The following is a 15,862-nucleotide window of genomic DNA, read 5'->3' on the forward strand; positions in this document are numbered from 1 at the left end:
TGACAGTCAGGCGTGGTCGGTCGCGTGCTTGCCCGGACGAGGGATGACGTGCCAGATCGCGACGACGATCGCGCCCCAGACCAGGCCGATCAGGGCGGACGCGACCGTGTTGGTGAGCCAGCCCGCGACCGCGCCGAATGCGCCCATCGCGTGGTGCACGTCCTCCTCGAGGTGGTGCACGAAGTCGTACGGCGGGTGGAAGCCCAGGTCGTCGACGCCGACCAGGATGATGTGGCCGCCGACCCAGACCATCGCCGCGATGCCGACCGTCGAGATGATCGCGAGCAGCACCGGCATGAACTTCACCAGGCCGTGACCGACCCGCTGGAGCAGCGCGCTCGACCGCTGCGTGAGGTGCACGCCCACATCGTCCATCTTGACGATCAGGGCGACCACGCCGTAGACGAGCAGGGTGATCGCGACCGCGACGACCAGCAGGATGGCCGCGCGGGCCACGAAGGGCTCGTCGGTGACCTCGTTGAGCGCGATGACCATGATCTCGCCCGACAGGATGAAGTCGGTGCGGATCGCGCCGGAGACCATCGTGGCCTCGTGCTCGGGGTCCAGCTCGGTGCTGGGCTCTTTGACCTCGGCCTCGTGGTGGCCGCTGATGCGCTCCCAGATCTTCTCGGCACCCTCGAAGCACAGATAGGTCCCGCCGACCATGAGCAGCGGTGTGAGCAGCCAGGGCAGGAACTGGCTCAGCAGCAGCGCCGCAGGCAGGATGAACAGGATCTTGTTGCGCAGCGAGCCGATCGCGATCTTCTTGATGATCGGCAGCTCGCGCTTGGCCGCGACCCCCTGGACGTACTGCGGGGTGACCGCGGTGTCGTCGACGACGACGCCGGCGGCCTTGACGCTGGCGCGTCCGGCGGCAGCGCCGACGTCATCGATGGACGCGGCCGCGATCCGTGCGATCGCGGCCACGTCGTCGAGCAGTGCAAATATTCCGCCGGCCATGCTGACAATCTACCGGCACTCAGCCGAGCAGGGGCTTCAGGAACCGTCCGGTGTGGCTCTCGGGGCTCTTCGCGATGTCCTCGGGCGTGCCCTCGGCGACCAGCAGGCCACCGCCGCTGCCGCCCTCGGGACCCATGTCGAGCACCCAGTCGGACGTCTTGATGACGTCCAGGTTGTGCTCGATCACGATGACCGAGTTGCCCGTGTCGACGATGCGCTGCAGGACGCCCAGCAGCTTGCGGATGTCCTCGAAGTGCAGTCCGGTCGTGGGCTCGTCCAGGACGTAGACCGTCCGGCCCGTCGACCGTTTCTGCAGCTCCGCCGACAGCTTGACCCGCTGGGACTCACCACCGGACAGCGTCGTGGCCGGCTGGCCGAGGCGGACGTAGCCGAGGCCGACCTCGACCAGGGTGCGCAGGTGACGTGCGATGACGTTGTGCGCCTCGAAGAAGTCGACGGCTTCCTCGATCGGCATGTCGAGCACGTCGGCGATCGACTTGCCCTTGTAGAGCACCTCGAGCGTCTCGCGGTTGTAGCGGGCGCCGTGGCAGACCTCGCACGGGACGTAGACGTCGGGCAGGAAGTTCATCTCGATCTTGATCGTGCCGTCGCCCGAGCACGCCTCGCAGCGTCCGCCCTTGACGTTGAACGAGAACCGGCCCTGCTGGTAGCCGCGCATCTTGGCCTCGGGCGTCTGCGCGAACAGCTTGCGGACGTGGTCGAAGACGCCGGTGTACGTCGCCGGGTTGGACCGCGGCGTGCGGCCGATCGGCGACTGGTCGACGTGGATGACCTTGTCGATCTGGTCGAGGCCGTCGATCGCGCGGTGCCGGCCCGGGATCGTCCGCGCGCCGTAGACCGTGCGGGCGAGCTGGGTGTAGAGGATGTCGTTGACCAGCGTGGACTTGCCGGAGCCCGAGACGCCCGTCACCGCGACGAGCATGCCCAGCGGGAACGTCACGTCGATGTTGCGCAGGTTGTTCTCCTTGGCCCCGCGCACCCTCAGCTCACGGCCCTTGACCCGCTTGCGCCGCTTCTCCGGCAGCGGGATCGACTTGCGGCCCGACAGGTACTGACCGGTCAGCGAGTCCTCGCTCTCGTAGAGCTCCTTGACCGGGCCGGAGACGATGACCTGGCCTCCGTGCTCGCCGGCGCCCGGACCGATGTCGACGGCCCAGTCAGCCGCCCGGATCGTGTCCTCGTCGTGCTCGACGACGATCAGCGTGTTGCCGAGGTCGCGCAGGCGTACGAGCGTCTCGATGAGGCGCTGGTTGTCGCGCTGGTGCAGGCCGATCGACGGCTCGTCCAGGACGTACAGGACGCCCACCAGACCCGCGCCGATCTGCGTCGCCAGGCGGATGCGCTGCGCCTCGCCGCCGGACAGGGTGCCCGCGGCACGGTCGAGCGCGAGGTAGTCCAGGCCGACGTCGAGCAGGAACCGGAGCCGCTCGTTGATCTCCTTGAGCACCTGCTCGCCGATCTGGCGCTCGCGATCGCTCATCTCCAGCGTCTTGAGGTAGTCGGCGGCCTCGGAGATCGACATCGCGCACACCTCGGCGATGTTCTTGGGGCCGTACTCGGTCGAGTTGAGCGTCACCGCGAGGATCACGGGGCGCAGACGGGTGCCGTTGCAGACCCGGCACGGCACCTCGCGCATGAAGCCCTCGAGGCGCTCCTTGCTGGTGTCGGACTCGGTCTCCGCGTGGCGGCGCTCGATGTAGGTGATCGCGCCCTCGAACTCGGTGTAGTAGGAGCGGACGCGGCCGTAGCGGTTCTTGTAGCGGACGTGGACCTTGGTCGAGTGGCCGCGCAGGATCGCGTCCTTGACCTCCTCGGACAGATCGCCCCACGGCGTGTCGGCGCTGAATCCCAGCTCGTCGGCGAGCGCGCCGATCAGGCGGGAGTAGTAGTCGGCGACATGGGCCGACGCCCACGGCACGACCGCACCCTCGTTGAGCGACTTCGCGTCGTCGGGGACGACCAGCTCGGGGTCGACCTCCATGCGCGTGCCGAGTCCGTGGCACTCGGGGCACGCACCGAACGGCGCGTTGAACGAGAACGAGCGCGGCTCGAGCTCGTCGACCTCGAGCGGGTGGTCGTTGGGGCACGCGAGCTTCTCGGAGAAGCGGCGCGTGCGGTTCTCGTCCTTGGGGTCCAGGTCGACGTAGTCGATGATCACCAGCCCGTCGGCGAGTCCGAGCGCCGTCTCGATGGACTCGGTCAGCCGTTGCTGCTGGGACTTCTTGACCTGCAGCCGGTCGACCACGACGTCGATCGTGTGCTTCTTCTGCTTGGCCAGCTTGGGCGGCTCGTCGGCGAGCATGTGCACCTCGCCGTCGACGATCGTGCGGCTGAAGCCCTGCGTCTGCAGCTGACGGAACAGCTCGAGGTACTCCCCCTTGCGACCGCGGATGACCGGTGCGAGCACCTGGAAGCGGGTGCCCTCCTCGCCGGCCAGGATGCGGTCGACGATCTGCTGCGGGGTCTGCCGGGCGATGGGCTCGCCGCACTGGGGGCAGTGGGCGCGGCCCGCACGGGCGTAGAGCAGGCGGAGGTAGTCGTAGACCTCGGTGATCGTGCCGACGGTCGAGCGCGGGTTGCGGCTCGTGGACTTCTGGTCGATCGAGACGGCCGGGGACAGGCCCTCGATGAAGTCGACGTCGGGCTTGTCCATCTGCCCGAGGAACTGACGCGCGTACGCGGACAGCGACTCGACGTAGCGTCGCTGTCCCTCGGCGAAGATCGTGTCGAACGCCAGCGAGGACTTGCCCGAGCCCGACAGACCCGTGAAGACGATGAGCGAGTCACGCGGAAGATCGAGCGAGACGTCCTTGAGGTTGTGCTCTCGTGCGCCGCGGATGACGAGGCGATCGGTCACTGGTTCCCCTGTAAAGGTCGTGGTGGTGGGCAGAACTCTGCCCCTCGTCATCGTAACGACGGCATCCGACAGTTTCCTTCCGAGGACGGGGGTCGCACTGGTCACACGCCGTGTGCGCGGGCTCTGGCAGGCTTGCGCCATGACGTACACCGGAGAAGTCGAGGTCGGCGGTCCCGCCGACGTGCAGGTCGCGGGCGACCTGATGATCACCAAGATCGCCGTGGGCGAGATGAACAACAACGCCTATCTGCTGCGCTGCGTCCTGACCGGCGAGCAGGTGCTGATCGATGCCGCGGCCGAGTACGAGCGACTGCTCGAGCTGATCGGCCCCGACGGGCTGGCGCGGGTCGTCACGACCCACCGCCACGGCGACCACTGGCAGGCCCTCGCGACCGTCGTCGAGCGGACCGGCGCCGAGACCGTCGCCGGCGAGCGCGACGCCGACGAGCTGCCCGTGCCGGTCGACGTCCGCGTCCAGACCGGCGCCCGTGTCCGGGTCGGCTCCTGCGAGCTCGAGGTCATCGAGGTCGCTGGCCACACCCCCGGCTCGATCGTCCTCGCGTACGACGACCCCGACGGGATCGTCCACCTGTTCACCGGTGACTCCCTGTTCCCCGGCGGGGTCGGCAAGACCTGGTCGCCCGAGGACTTCACGACCCTCATCGACGAGGTCGAGACCAAGATCTTCGGCGCGTACCCCGACGACACCCACGTCTATCCCGGCCACGGCCACGACACCACGCTTGGCGCCGAGCGCCCGCACCTCGCCGAGTGGCGCGCCCGCGGCTGGTGACCCCCGCCGGCCCCGAGGGCGGACCGACGATGAGGGTTTTGGGCAGCGCCGGCTGCCGGAAACCCTCATCGTCCGTGCCGATGTGGACGGAGGATGAGGGCTAGGGGCTGCTGGGGCTGCCGGAAACCCTCATCGTCGGTCGGGCCGTTCGCCCCGGGACTGACGCTGCCGCAGGGGTGACACTGGCTGGACGCGTGAGAGAAGCGAGCGCCGGCCGCACTGGGCCTACGGCCAGGGGGACGATCCCGACTACAGCTCCAGCCTGGCCAACGAACGCACCTTCCTGGCCTGGGTCCGCACCGCGGTCGCTGTCCTCGCGGCCGGAGTCGCCCTCGACGTGGTCGACCTCTCGTCTCCTCACGCGCGCAGCACGGCATCGCGATGACCCTGCTGGTGCTCGCCGCCGCCACTGCGCTGGTCTCGTGGGCCCGGTGGGGACTCGTCGAACGCTCGATGCGCCGTCGCGAGCCGATGCCCCCGCTCGGGTTCGGGGCGATGCTCGTGCTGGCCATCCTCGGCAACTCCGCGATCCTGATCATCGCGTGGCTGTGAGGATGCGGCCATGAGCATGCCGCGAGCGGACGACGTTGGCGTGGGCGCGTGCCGCGCTCGCCCTGTTCGCGCTCGTGGCCGCGTTGGCCAAGCACACCTGGTCCGTGCTCGGACCGACCGCACTCCTGCCGCTCGTCCCCCTCGCGCTGCTCACGGTGTGGGTGGTGGCCGAGGGCTGGCGTCGCTACGACGATGACCGCTCCTACCGGGTCTACCGCGCGATCGGTGGCCCGGCCTTCATCGTGCTCGGACCGACCGCGCTGGCGGCCACGCTCGAGCTGATCACCTGTTCGCGGCCTGACAGCCGGTCGTTCGTCCACACCTCCAAGAGGCCTTGCGTCAGTATGTCCGCATGCGCTCTCCACGGACATTGTTCATCGCAGCCGGGTTGCTCCTCGCGGTCGGGATCGTCCTCGTCCTCACCTCCGACAGCGGGCAAGTCAGCGAGTACGGGTGGTTCGCGTATGCGCCGGAGAGCGATTCAATATCCATGGGCGGCTCGTTCGTCGTGCTCACGACGCGCGAGGTCCTGGGCTGGTCGGCCGGGTGGCTCGGGACGCTGTTGGCCGCCGCCGCCATGGGCTACCGGTTCGCCGCACGGCGCAGGGCTTCGGACTAGGCGTCGTGCGTCGCGTCCGGCACGGCCCGTCCACGTGAACGTCTACGTGAACTGCATGCCCCAGCCGCTGGAGAACAGAGCCAGACCGGCCACGCCCATCGCGGCCAGCAGCACCGCGGCGAACACCGCGACGAGAAACGCCCTCGAGCTGCGCTGATTCATCTCCGGATCGTACGGTGCGCGCGCTCGCATCCGCAGCAGACCTGCCGCGGGCCTTCCGACCCGGGTGCCGCGGGTGTCGAGGCCCGTACGTTCGTCAGGTGGAGGAGAGCATCGGTCGGCTCGTGTGGGCCGTGCTCACGGGGGTCGCGACCGTCCTGCTGTGGGAGGCGCTGCGCCGTACCAGGATGAACGACTACAGTCGCGCGCTGCCGCCGGTCGTCGCCGTGCTGATCTCGCTCGTCGCCCTCACGTCGCTGCGGATGGCGCTCAGCTGACCTCCTCGGGCAGGGCCTCCACCACGGACTTGAGCGTCTCGAGATCGGCGGCGACGGCTGCGGCGTCGGCCTCGAAGGCCGCCTCGTCCACGCCGGGCAGCCGGAACAGGCTGAAGACCACGTCGCAGCCCTCGCCGTTGGGGACCACGCGCAGCGGGTTGTGGACGCGGGTGCCGTCGGGGAGCGTGACCGTGTGGTCGAGGACGCCGAACGGGTTGTCCTGCGCGAACTCGACGGTGACGCGTCCCAGGTCGGACTCCGCGACCCACTGCCCGTCGACCAGCGAGATCGTCGTGCTGAGGCCGGCCGCCCACGCGGGCAGGTGGTGCGGGTCGGAGGCGTAGAGGTAGACGGTGTCCGCGTCGCGGTCGATCGTGCACGAGAGGTGGCGGGACGGGTACGTCGCGGGGCTCATGCCCCCACGCTAGGACCCGCGTCGGACAGCCACATCACTCGCGCGGCTTGAGCTTGCTGGCCGGCAGCCAGGCGATCTGCGACGCGTCGCTGTGCCGCTGCGTCTTGCCCGGGATGATGTAGACGACCTGCGCCTCGTAGCCGTCGGACGAGCGCCGCCAGCCGAGCACGAGACCGGGGTACTCCTGCGCGACCTGGGTCGTGAGGTTCGAGAGGTTGACCCACACGTGATAGACCGGCGGCGGCTGCGGCACCGGCACGGCGTACGGGTCACCGGCCGCGAGGGGCCTGCCGTTCCTCGTCCCGTTCGGATTCACCCGACCAGCGTACGCCGACTCGAACAGGTGTTCTAGTGGGGGTCTCGCGCCAGCGAGACGTAGACCGCGTTGACCGCGACCGCCTGCTCGAGCTCGGCGGACAGGCCGGCGAAGAACTGCGAGCGGTACGTCTCGTCGGTCACGGCGTAGACCGTGAAGTAGAGGCCTGCGAAGGCGGCGAGGAACACCGCGACCTGGAACAGCTCGTTGGTGACCGGGACGTGCCGGCCGAGAGCCGACGGCAGGCGGGTGACGGTCTCCCCCGTCCACGCCTCGACGGTGCCGTCGGGGATCGTCAGCGAGCCGAACACCATGAAGAACGCGAACAGTCCGAGGGTCAGCAGCAACACCTGGATCGCCTGGTTGAACAGCAGGACGAGCACGAGGTTGACCCGGGCGAACCGCGGCAGATCGGCGGGCAGCGCGGTGACGGACCGCGACGCCTCCTCCGCGGGCGTGCCGACGCACCGTTCGGCGACCCGGTCACCGACGACCTCACGCTCGACGCGTCGCACCTCCTCCGGCAGCCGAGCGAGCAGGAACACGACCGCGATCACGGCGAAGAACAGGACGGCCAGCCACAGCACGTGGCGCGACATCAGCGCCGCGACCTGCCACACCTCGGCGTTGATGAACAAGAACGTGACGGCCAGCAGCAGGAGCGGCAGTGCGCGCGTCAGCAACGGGAACATCAGGCCGAGCGAGCCGAACGTGCGGCGGGCGGCCCACCGCAGCATCGTGCCCATGCGCAGCAGACGGCCGGCGAACAGGCCCAGCAGCGCCAGGAACACCAGGACGCCCACGAACGTCCCCACGGACCCCTGATCGGCCCACACCGCACCCACCGCGACCCCGAAGGCGATCGAGACGCCGATGATGAGCACGATCGCGGCGACGATCCGCTTGCTGGACAGCCACCCCTCGACCCGGTCCGCGTGGTCGCCGGTGAAGTACGGCAGCCCGTGGTCGTCGAACCATGCCTCGATGCGAGCGCTGGTCTCGGCGGGGGCGATCATGGCGACACCCTAGGGGACGATCTAGAAGTTCACCTTGAGCTCGTCGACCCCGTAGACGAACGAGAGCTGGCGGAAGCTGAGCTCGTGCTGCGGCTTCGCGAGCGCGAGGTCCGGGAACCGCTGGAACAGCTTGGGCAGCGCGATGCGCAGCTCCATGCGGGCCAGCTCGGCGCCGATGCAGCGGTGGATCCCGTGGCCGAAGGCGAGGTGGCCGCTGGACGGCGTACGGAACGGGTCGAAGCCGTCGGGGTCCTCGCCGGCCGAGTCGGGATCGCGGTTGGCGCCCGCCAGCGAGGTGAGGATGACGTCACCGGCCTTGACCTGGGTGCCGAACAGCTCCATGTCGCGCTTCGCGAACCGCGGGAAGGCGACCTGCACGACCGACAGGTAGCGCAGCAGCTCCTCGACGATGCGGTCGACGTCGGCGGGGTCGCCGCGACGCATCAGCTCGGCGTGCTCGGGGTCGCGCAGCAGCACGATGGTGCCGAGCGCGATCATGCCGGCCGTGGTCTCGAAGCCACCGGTGAAGACGCCGTCGGCGAGTCCCGCGAGGTCGAAGTCCGAGATCGTCTCGCCCTCGTCACGGATGATCTGGCCGAGCAGTCCGGGACCGGGATGCTTGCGCTGGCGCGCCACCGCCTCGAAGAGGAACTTGCGCTGGTCCGAGACCGCGCCGAACGCCGCCGCACCGCCGTTGGTGGCGTCGAAGCGGTCGCTGCCCAGCTTGGCGAACGCCTGGCTGTCGGCGTAGTCCAGGCCCAGCAGGGCACAGATCGTCTGGAACGGGATCGGGAACGCGACCGCCTTGCACAGATCAGCACCCGGCCCCTCGGCCTCGAGCTGGTCGAGCTGGGCATCCACGAACTCGGTGATGATGGGCTCGAGCCGGGCGAGGCGGCGCATCGTGAACTCGGGGGTCACGATCTTGCGCAGGCGGGTGTGCAGCGGCGGGTCGGTGAAACCGAGGCCCCCGATGTCGTCCGCGGTCGCCGGGCCGTCGCCGTGGAACAGGTGGCGGATGTCGTTGCTGTAGCTGTCCCGGTCGGTGAGGACCGTCCGCGCCTCGTCATAGCCGGTCACGAGGTACGCCGTGAAGGTGAACGGGAGCTCGAGCTTGCGCATCGGCTCGCTCGCGCGCCACTCGGCGATCTGCGGCAGCGGGTCCATGACGTCACGCTGCAGCGGCACCTTGGTCAGCTCAGGGATGAACGACAGGGCGCTCAGGTCGATCCCGTTCTTCTGGATGCGCTTGACCAGCATGCGCCCGACCCAGCGGCGGACTCTCCCCTTGACCTCTAACACGGAGACGAAACTACACGGCTGCCTTGCGCGGGGAGGTCAGCCGGTAGAGGGTGAGACGAACGCGCCACCCTCAGGCGCGCAGTTCTCAGGGGGGTTCATGAGCACCGACACCGCCGAATCAGGCCAGCCACACGAGCTGAAGAGAGTGATGGGGCCCAGGCTCCTGCTGCTCTTCATCGTCGGCGACATCCTCGGCGCCGGCGTCTACGCCGTCACCGGTGAGATGGCCGCAGGGGTCGGCGGCATCGTCTGGCTCCCGTTCCTCCTGGCCTTCATCGTCGCCACGGTCACGGCGCTGTCGTACCTCGAGCTCGTGACGAAGTATCCGCAGGCCGCCGGCGCGGCCCTCTACGCGCACAAGGCGTTCGGGGTGCACTTCATCACCTTCATCGTGGCGTTCGCCGTGGTGTGCTCAGGCATCACGAGCGCCTCGACGGCCTCTGCGACCCTCGCCGGCTTCCTGACCGACGGCCTGCAGATCAACGGCTGGATCGACGGCGACGTCAGCGAAGGCACCATCACCGCGGTCGCGATGGGCTTCATGGTGCTGCTGGCCGTCATCAACCTGCGAGGCGTCGGCGAGAGCGTGAAGTTCAACGTCGTCCTCACCCTCGTCGAGATCAGCGCCCTGCTCATCGTCATCGGCGTCGGCTTCTACGTCATCGCCCAGGGCGACGGCGACCTCAGCCGCATCACGGTCTTCGAGGACGCCAACGACAAGGGCATGTTCCTCGCTGTCACGACCGCCACCTCGATCGCCTTCTTCTCGATGGTCGGCTTCGAGGACGCGGTCAACATGGTCGAGGAGGTCGAGAACCCGCAGAAGATCTTCCCGCGCACCATGCTGACCGGTCTTGGCATCGCGGTCATCCTCTACATGCTGGTGGCCGTCTCGGTCGTCAGCGTCCTGACGTCCGACCAGATCAGGGAGATCAACGACAACGGCGATCGTGCCCTGCTGTCGGTCGTCTCGATCGGCGCGCCCGACTTCCCGATCGACAAGGTCTTCCCGTTCCTGGCCGTCTTCGCGGTCGCCAACACCGCGCTGATCAACATGCTCATGGCGAGCCGTCTGATCTACGGCATGGCCCGTCAGGACGTGCTCCCGCGCCAGCTCGGCGCCGTGCTGCCGGGACGCCGCACCCCCTGGGCCGGCATCCTGTTCACCACGCTGCTCGCGCTCGGGCTGATCCTCTACGTCCGGCAGGATCCCGACAGCGACATCGTGGTCAACCTGGCCACGGTGACGTCCCTGCTGCTGCTGTGCGTGTTCGCCGTCGTCAACATCGCGTGCATGGTGCTGCGGCGCAAGAAGCACGACCACGTCAAGACGGTGTTCCGCTCCCCCGGTCCGCTCCCGGTGGTGGGTGCCCTGCTGTGCCTGTTCCTCGCCGGCCCGTGGGTCGAGCGCGACTCGATCGTCTACGAGATCGCGGGCGGGCTGATGGTCATCGGCATCGTGCTGTGGGTCATCACCTTCGCGATCAACAAGGCGACAGGCCAGGGCGACAGCAACTTCCAGGACGTCGACTCGCTCGAGTGATCACGACGACAGCGCCCCCGGTCACCAGGAGGTGGCCGGGGGCGCTGTCGTGGTGGGAGGTTCAGCGCTGCGTGTCGTCCGGATCGCTCGACTTGGGCTGGCCGTCCGCCGCCAGTCCGGCCCGCTCGCGACGCGAGGACACCGTGAGGCTGACGATGGCCGTGACGGCGAGGACGCCGACGATCACGCCGAGGCTCAGCAGCGTCGGGATCTCGGGGACCTTGACGTGCTCACCGCCGTTGATGAACGGCAGCTCGTTCTCGTGCAGGGCGTGCAGCACGAGCTTGACGCCGATGAACGCCAGCAGGACCGAGAGACCCTGCGACAGGTAGATCAGCTTGGTCAGCAGATCGCCCAGCAGGAAGTACAGCTGGCGCAGACCCATCAGGGCGAAGACGTTGGCGGTGAAGACCAGGTACGGCTCCTGCGTCAGACCGTAGATCGCGGGGATCGAGTCGAGCGCGAACAGCAGGTCGGTGGTGCCGAGGGACAAGATGACCAGGAACATCGGCGTGATGTAGGTCTTCTTGTTCTCCTTGATGAACAACTTGAGGCCGTGCCACTCGTCCTTGACGTTGAAGAACCGGCGGGCCATGCGGACGACCGCGTTCTCACCGTCGTCGTCGTGGTCCTTGTCCTTCACCAGCGTGTAGGCGGTCCAGAGCAGGAACGCGCCGAAGATGTAGAAGATCCAGGAGAAGTTCTCGATCGCCACGGCGCCGATCGCGATGAAGATGCCGCGGAAGACCAGCGCGATGATGATGCCGACCAGCAGCGCCTCCTGCTGCAGCTTCCTCGGCACCTTGAAGCTCGCCATGATGATGAGGAAGATGAACAGGTTGTCGATCGAGAGGCTGTACTCGGTCAACCAGCCGGCGAAGAACTGCAGACCGAAGTCGCCGCCCTTCTCACCCGGGCCGGGCTTCACGTCGTGGTGGACCATGACCCAGATGCCGAACGCGATCGCGAGGCCGACGTAGCCGGTCAGATAGGCCGCGCACTCCTTGAGCGTCGGCTCGTGCGGCTTGCGAGCCACGATGATGATGTCGAACAGGAGCACCGCGATCGTGACGCTGATCGTCACGATCCACTCGGTCTGCGAGACGGACATGCCGATCGTCTCGTCTCGGGCCGCCTGTTCGGCGAGGGGAAGAAACACTGGCTGGACCTCCGGTCGTCGCTGCGCCGGAGGTCTCTTCCGCCGGGGATGCGGCCCGCAGAACCGGGTGACTGCTGGGAGTCACCGTGATGACGGCTCTGCGATCAGGGAATACTCCCCTCCGCGCACCATTGTGTCAGCAATGCCAGACGAACGCCGTGGCAGCGTCCGCGCACTGTCGTCAGCTGGTCCGGAGCGAGCGGGCCCGGAGCTCGAACCACAGGCTGCGCGGCCATCCGCCCTCGGGCTGCAGGGTCGGGTGGTCGAAGGCGTCCGGCGGCGCGGTCTGCGGCTCGACGCACACGAAGTGCTCCCGGTCGGTGAGCACGACCCACCACGGGGTGGACGCCGTGAGGGTCAGCTCGAGCGCTCCGGGCCAGGTCAGGACGGGAGGCAGGCCCAGCCGGAAGCAGTCGTCCCACGGCTGCTCCTTGGGCGCGACCAGGTGGCCGGTGGGCAGACCGTCGGGCCCGCGCTCGACCATCTCGTCGATGTCCAGCGACATCGAGATCTCCTCGCCCGTGGCGAGACGACGCCGGAACCACGGGTGCAGACCGATCGAGCACGGCAGGTCCGTGCCGTCGTCCCACGACAGCTCGATGCGCAGGCCGTCGTCGAGCAGCGTGTAGCGCAGCTCGGCAGTCCCCTCGCTGGGCCACGGAGCACCCAGACGCCGCCGGAACACCCCGTCGCCCGCGTTCTCCCACTCGATCTTGCGGCCCAGCCCGTGGATCGCGTGGCCGTCGGGCGCCTGCGGCAGCTCGTACGTCTGCCCGTCGACGTGGAGCAGGCCGTCGCGGATGCGGCCGGCCCACGGCACCATCGGGAAGCAGCCGTCGGGACCGAGCAGCTCGAGGCCGTCGATCGTCAGCTGGTGGAGCCGGGCTCCGAGGCTCGGGTCGATCTCTGCGCGGATGCGCGCGTTCTCGATGACGGGGTTCACAGGGACCAGTCTCGCCTACTCGGCGGCGTCCAGCTCGAACCAAAGGTCGTGGGGCCAGCCGCCGGTCGGCTGCAGGGAGGCGTGGTCGAAGGCGTCAGGCGGAGCGGTCTGCGGCTCGACGCAGATCGTCGACTCCGGCTGCGAGTACACGACCCACCACGGCGAGCTCGAGCTCAGGCGCAGCCGGACCGCACCCGGCCAGCTGAGCACGGGCGACCCGGCCACGCGGAAGCAGTCGTCCCACGGCCCGGGTGATGGCTCGACCAGGCGTCCGGTGGGCAGCCCGTCGTCCCCCCGCTCGACCATGGTCTCGGGATCGAACGACAGCACGACCTCCTGGCCGGTCGGAAGTGTGCGCGGGAACCACGGGTGCAGCCCGATCGAGCACGGTGACGCGGTGCCGTCGTCCCACGACAGCTCGATGCGCAGGCCCGCGTCGAGCAGGCGGTAGGTCAGGGACGCCGTGCCGGTCGTCGGCCACGGCTCGCCGAGACCCAGCCGGTAGCGGCCCTCCCCCACGACGTCCCACACCTCGAGGTGGCCGAGGCCGTGCAGGGCGTTGCCGTCGTCGGACACCGGCAGCTGGTGCACGCCGTCGGCCGTCCGCAACCGACCCTCGCGGACGCGACCGGCCCACGGCACCATCGCGAAACAGCCGTCGGCGATGGCCGGGTCGACGCTGGGGTCCTCGGCCCGCGCCAGCAGCTCATGACCGTCGATCACCAGGCTCGTGAGCCGGGCACCGCGAGCCGGGTCGATCGTGGCGCGTACGCGGTCGTTCTCCAGGACGTCGGTCATCAGGACATCCTGCCCGACGCGGTCAGACGCCCGCCTCGATCATGCTGCGCAGCTCCTTCTTCAGATCGCTGATCTCGTCGCGCAACCGGGCGGCGACCTCGAACTGCAGCTCGGCGGCGGCCGACCTCATCTGCTCGCTGAGCTGCTCGGTGAGCTCGGCGAGCTCGCCGGACGGCAGATTGGCCAGGTCGGCGGTGTGCTGCCCCAGGGGCACCGCGGCGCCCTTGCGGCGCTTGTCTCCGGTCGCGGCCAGCAGGTTGGCGGTGTCGGCGTCCTCACGCGCGAGCATGTCGGTGATGTCACCGATCTTCTTGCGCAGCGGCGTGGGATCGATCCCGTGCTCGGTGTTGTAGGCGACCTGCTTCTCGCGGCGACGGTTGGTCTCCTCGATCGCCCAGGCCATCGAGTCGGTGATCCGGTCGGCGTACATGATGACCTGGCCCGACACGTTGCGGGCCGCACGGCCGATGGTCTGGATCAGCGAGCGCTGCGAGCGCAGGAAGCCTTCCTTGTCGGCGTCGAGGATCGCCACGAGACTGACCTCGGGCAGGTCGAGGCCTTCTCGCAGGAGGTTGATGCCGACCAGCACGTCGTACTCGCCCAGGCGCAGCTCGCGCAGCAGCTCGACGCGTCGCAGCGTGTCGACCTCGCTGTGCAGGTAGCGGGTGCGGATGCCCGCCTCGAGCAGGTAGTCGGTGAGGTCCTCGGACATCTTCTTGGTCAGCGTCGTGACCAGGACCCGCTCCTCGCGCTCGACCCGGCCGCGGATCTGGGTGATCAGGTCGTCGATCTGACCCTTGGTCGGCTTGACGAGGACCTCGGGGTCGACCAGTCCGGTGGGCCGGATGATCTGCTCGACGACGTCGCCCTCGACCTTCTCCATCTCGTACGAGCCAGGGGTCGCAGAGAGATAGACGGTCTGGCCGATGCGGTCGAGGAACTCGGGCCACTTGAGCGGCCGGTTGTCCATCGCGCTGGGCAGCCGGAAGCCGTGCTCGACCAGCGAGCGCTTGCGGGACATGTCGCCCTCGTACATCGCGCCGATCTGCGGGATCGTCACGTGCGACTCGTCGACCACGAGCACGAAGTCCTCGGGGAAGTAGTCGAGCAGGCAGTTGGGCGCCGATCCGGGCGGGCGTCCGTCCATGTGGCGCGAGTAGTTCTCGATGCCCGAGCAGGTGCCGACCTGCTGCATCATCTCCAGGTCGTACGTCGTGCGCATGCGCAGTCGCTGTGCCTCGAGGAGCTTGCCCTCCCCCTCGAGCTCGGCCAGGCGGGCCTCCAGCTCAAGCTCGATCGTGCGCATCGCGCGGTGCATCGTGTCGTTGCCGGCCGCGTAGTGCGTCGCGGCACCGACGTAGAGCTCCTTGTCGTCGCTCAGCACCTCGCCGGTCAGCGGGTGCAGCGTCATGAGCCGCTCGATCTCATCGCCGAAGAACTCCACCCGGACGGCCATCTCCTGGTAGACCGGGAAGATCTCGACCGTGTCGCCCTTGACCCGGAACGTACCGCGGGTGCTCGCGACGTCGTTGCGCACGTACTGCGCCTGGACGAGCGTGCGCAACAGCTGCTCGCGGGGCAGCTCCTCGCCGACCTTGAAGCCGATCATGCGCTCGAGGTACTCCTGCGCGGAGCCGAGGCCGTAGATGCACGAGACCGTCGCGACCACGATGACGTCGCGGCGGGTCAGCAACGACCAGGTTGCGCTGTGGCGCAGGCGCTCGACCTCCTCGTTGATCGAGGAGTCCTTCTCGATGTAGGTGTCGCTCTGCGCGATGTACGCCTCGGGCTGGTAGTAGTCGTAGTAGGAGACGAAGTACTCCACCGCGTTGTTGGGCAGCAGCTCACGCAGCTCGTTGGCGAACTGGGCCGCGAGCAGCTTGTTGGGCATCATCACGAGCATCGGACGCTGCAGCTGCTCGGCGAGCCACGCCGTGGTCGCGGTCTTGCCGGTGCCGGTCGCGCCCAGCAGGACCACGTCCTGCGTGCCGCCCTTGATGCGCTTGGAGATCTCGGCGATCGCCGCCGGCTGGTCGCCCGCCGGCTGATATTCGGACACGACCTCGATGGGCGCCACCTGGCGACGCAGCTCCGCTACAGACCTCATGCCACGAGCCTACGACCCGGTCCC

At 68.6% G+C, this 15,862-nt stretch carries 16 protein-coding genes; 6 read left to right on the forward strand and 10 right to left on the reverse strand.

Annotation, left to right across the window (positions count from 1 at the left end):
- Positions 1 to 6: 6 nt before the first annotated feature.
- Both GEV27_RS10665 and uvrA read right to left on the reverse strand, forming a co-directional pair.
- Positions 7 to 960 carry a DUF808 domain-containing protein gene (locus GEV27_RS10665; RefSeq protein WP_153934237.1) on the reverse strand — a complete coding sequence of 318 codons (954 nt, stop codon included), beginning with the start codon at positions 958 to 960 and terminating at the stop codon, positions 7 to 9.
- A 19-nt stretch (positions 961 to 979) separates the two neighbouring features.
- Positions 980 to 3,838: an excinuclease ABC subunit UvrA gene (uvrA, locus tag GEV27_RS10670; RefSeq protein WP_309222176.1), complete on the reverse strand. Its 2,859-nt coding sequence runs from the start codon at positions 3,836 to 3,838 to the stop codon at positions 980 to 982.
- A gap of 139 nt (positions 3,839 to 3,977) precedes the next feature.
- Between uvrA and GEV27_RS10675 the strand changes: the two genes are divergently transcribed.
- The 5 genes from GEV27_RS10675 to GEV27_RS10690 all read left to right on the forward strand — a co-directional run bounded on the left by GEV27_RS10675 (position 3,978) and on the right by GEV27_RS10690 (position 6,239).
- Positions 3,978 to 4,631: an MBL fold metallo-hydrolase gene (locus tag GEV27_RS10675; RefSeq protein WP_153934239.1), complete on the forward strand. Its 654-nt coding sequence runs from the start codon at positions 3,978 to 3,980 to the stop codon at positions 4,629 to 4,631.
- A gap of 262 nt (positions 4,632 to 4,893) precedes the next feature.
- Positions 4,894 to 5,016 carry a DUF202 domain-containing protein gene (locus tag GEV27_RS17825; protein WP_208430862.1) on the forward strand — a complete coding sequence of 41 codons (123 nt, stop codon included), beginning with the start codon at positions 4,894 to 4,896 and terminating at the stop codon, positions 5,014 to 5,016.
- On the forward strand, positions 5,013 to 5,183 hold the full coding sequence (locus tag GEV27_RS17830; protein WP_208430831.1) for a hypothetical protein: 171 nt from the start codon (positions 5,013 to 5,015) through the stop codon (positions 5,181 to 5,183). Before GEV27_RS17825 ends, GEV27_RS17830 begins: the two co-directional genes overlap by 4 nt.
- Before the next feature lie 352 nt (positions 5,184 to 5,535).
- On the forward strand, positions 5,536 to 5,802 hold the full coding sequence (locus GEV27_RS17835; protein WP_153652551.1) for a hypothetical protein: 267 nt from the start codon (positions 5,536 to 5,538) through the stop codon (positions 5,800 to 5,802).
- 260 nt (positions 5,803 to 6,062) lie between these two features.
- Positions 6,063 to 6,239 (forward strand): hypothetical protein, encoded by a 177-nt coding sequence (locus GEV27_RS10690; RefSeq protein ID WP_153652550.1) that lies wholly within the window; start codon positions 6,063 to 6,065, stop codon positions 6,237 to 6,239.
- Here GEV27_RS10690 and GEV27_RS10695 read toward each other — a convergent pair.
- Genes GEV27_RS10695 through GEV27_RS10710 form a run of 4 tightly spaced genes read right to left on the reverse strand, consistent with a single transcriptional unit; the run spans position 6,232 to position 9,288 of the window.
- Positions 6,232 to 6,654, reverse strand: coding sequence for an SRPBCC family protein (locus GEV27_RS10695; RefSeq protein WP_153934241.1), 423 nt, complete (start codon positions 6,652 to 6,654; stop codon positions 6,232 to 6,234). The two genes, GEV27_RS10690 and GEV27_RS10695, sit on opposite strands and share 8 nt — an antisense overlap.
- Before the next feature lie 34 nt (positions 6,655 to 6,688).
- Positions 6,689 to 6,970, reverse strand: coding sequence for a hypothetical protein (locus GEV27_RS10700; RefSeq protein WP_153652549.1), 282 nt, complete (start codon positions 6,968 to 6,970; stop codon positions 6,689 to 6,691).
- Between the two features lie 32 nt (positions 6,971 to 7,002).
- On the reverse strand, positions 7,003 to 7,986 hold the full coding sequence (locus tag GEV27_RS10705) for a hypothetical protein (protein ID WP_153934243.1): 984 nt from the start codon (positions 7,984 to 7,986) through the stop codon (positions 7,003 to 7,005).
- Positions 7,987 to 8,007: 21 nt separating this feature from the next.
- Positions 8,008 to 9,288 (reverse strand): cytochrome P450, encoded by a 1,281-nt coding sequence (locus tag GEV27_RS10710; protein ID WP_309222177.1) that lies wholly within the window; start codon positions 9,286 to 9,288, stop codon positions 8,008 to 8,010.
- 97 nt (positions 9,289 to 9,385) lie between these two features.
- On the opposite strand from GEV27_RS10710, the gene GEV27_RS10715 reads away from it, so the two are divergent.
- Positions 9,386 to 10,831: an APC family permease gene (locus GEV27_RS10715; protein ID WP_153934245.1), complete on the forward strand. Its 1,446-nt coding sequence runs from the start codon at positions 9,386 to 9,388 to the stop codon at positions 10,829 to 10,831.
- A 61-nt stretch (positions 10,832 to 10,892) separates the two neighbouring features.
- Here GEV27_RS10715 and GEV27_RS10720 read toward each other — a convergent pair whose 3' ends face one another.
- The 4 genes from GEV27_RS10720 to uvrB all read right to left on the reverse strand — a co-directional run bounded on the left by GEV27_RS10720 (position 10,893) and on the right by uvrB (position 15,838).
- On the reverse strand, positions 10,893 to 11,942 hold the full coding sequence (locus GEV27_RS10720) for a TerC family protein (RefSeq protein WP_153652545.1): 1,050 nt from the start codon (positions 11,940 to 11,942) through the stop codon (positions 10,893 to 10,895).
- 229 nt (positions 11,943 to 12,171) lie between these two features.
- Complete coding sequence (locus GEV27_RS10725) at positions 12,172 to 12,933, reverse strand: aldose 1-epimerase (RefSeq protein ID WP_194839998.1); 762 nt, start codon at positions 12,931 to 12,933, stop codon at positions 12,172 to 12,174.
- 15 nt (positions 12,934 to 12,948) lie between these two features.
- A complete protein-coding gene (locus GEV27_RS10730) occupies positions 12,949 to 13,731 on the reverse strand; it encodes an aldose 1-epimerase (RefSeq protein ID WP_153934247.1) in 783 nt (260 codons plus the stop codon).
- Between the two features lie 22 nt (positions 13,732 to 13,753).
- The gene (uvrB, locus tag GEV27_RS10735) at positions 13,754 to 15,838 is read right to left on the reverse strand and encodes an excinuclease ABC subunit UvrB (RefSeq protein WP_153934249.1); all 2,085 of its coding nucleotides are present in this window, start codon (positions 15,836 to 15,838) and stop codon (positions 13,754 to 13,756) included.
- Between the last annotated feature and the right edge of the window lie 24 nt (positions 15,839 to 15,862).

This window comes from Aeromicrobium sp. S22 (assembly GCF_009661045.1).
GTDB lineage: Bacteria > Actinomycetota > Actinomycetes > Propionibacteriales > Nocardioidaceae > Aeromicrobium > Aeromicrobium yanjiei.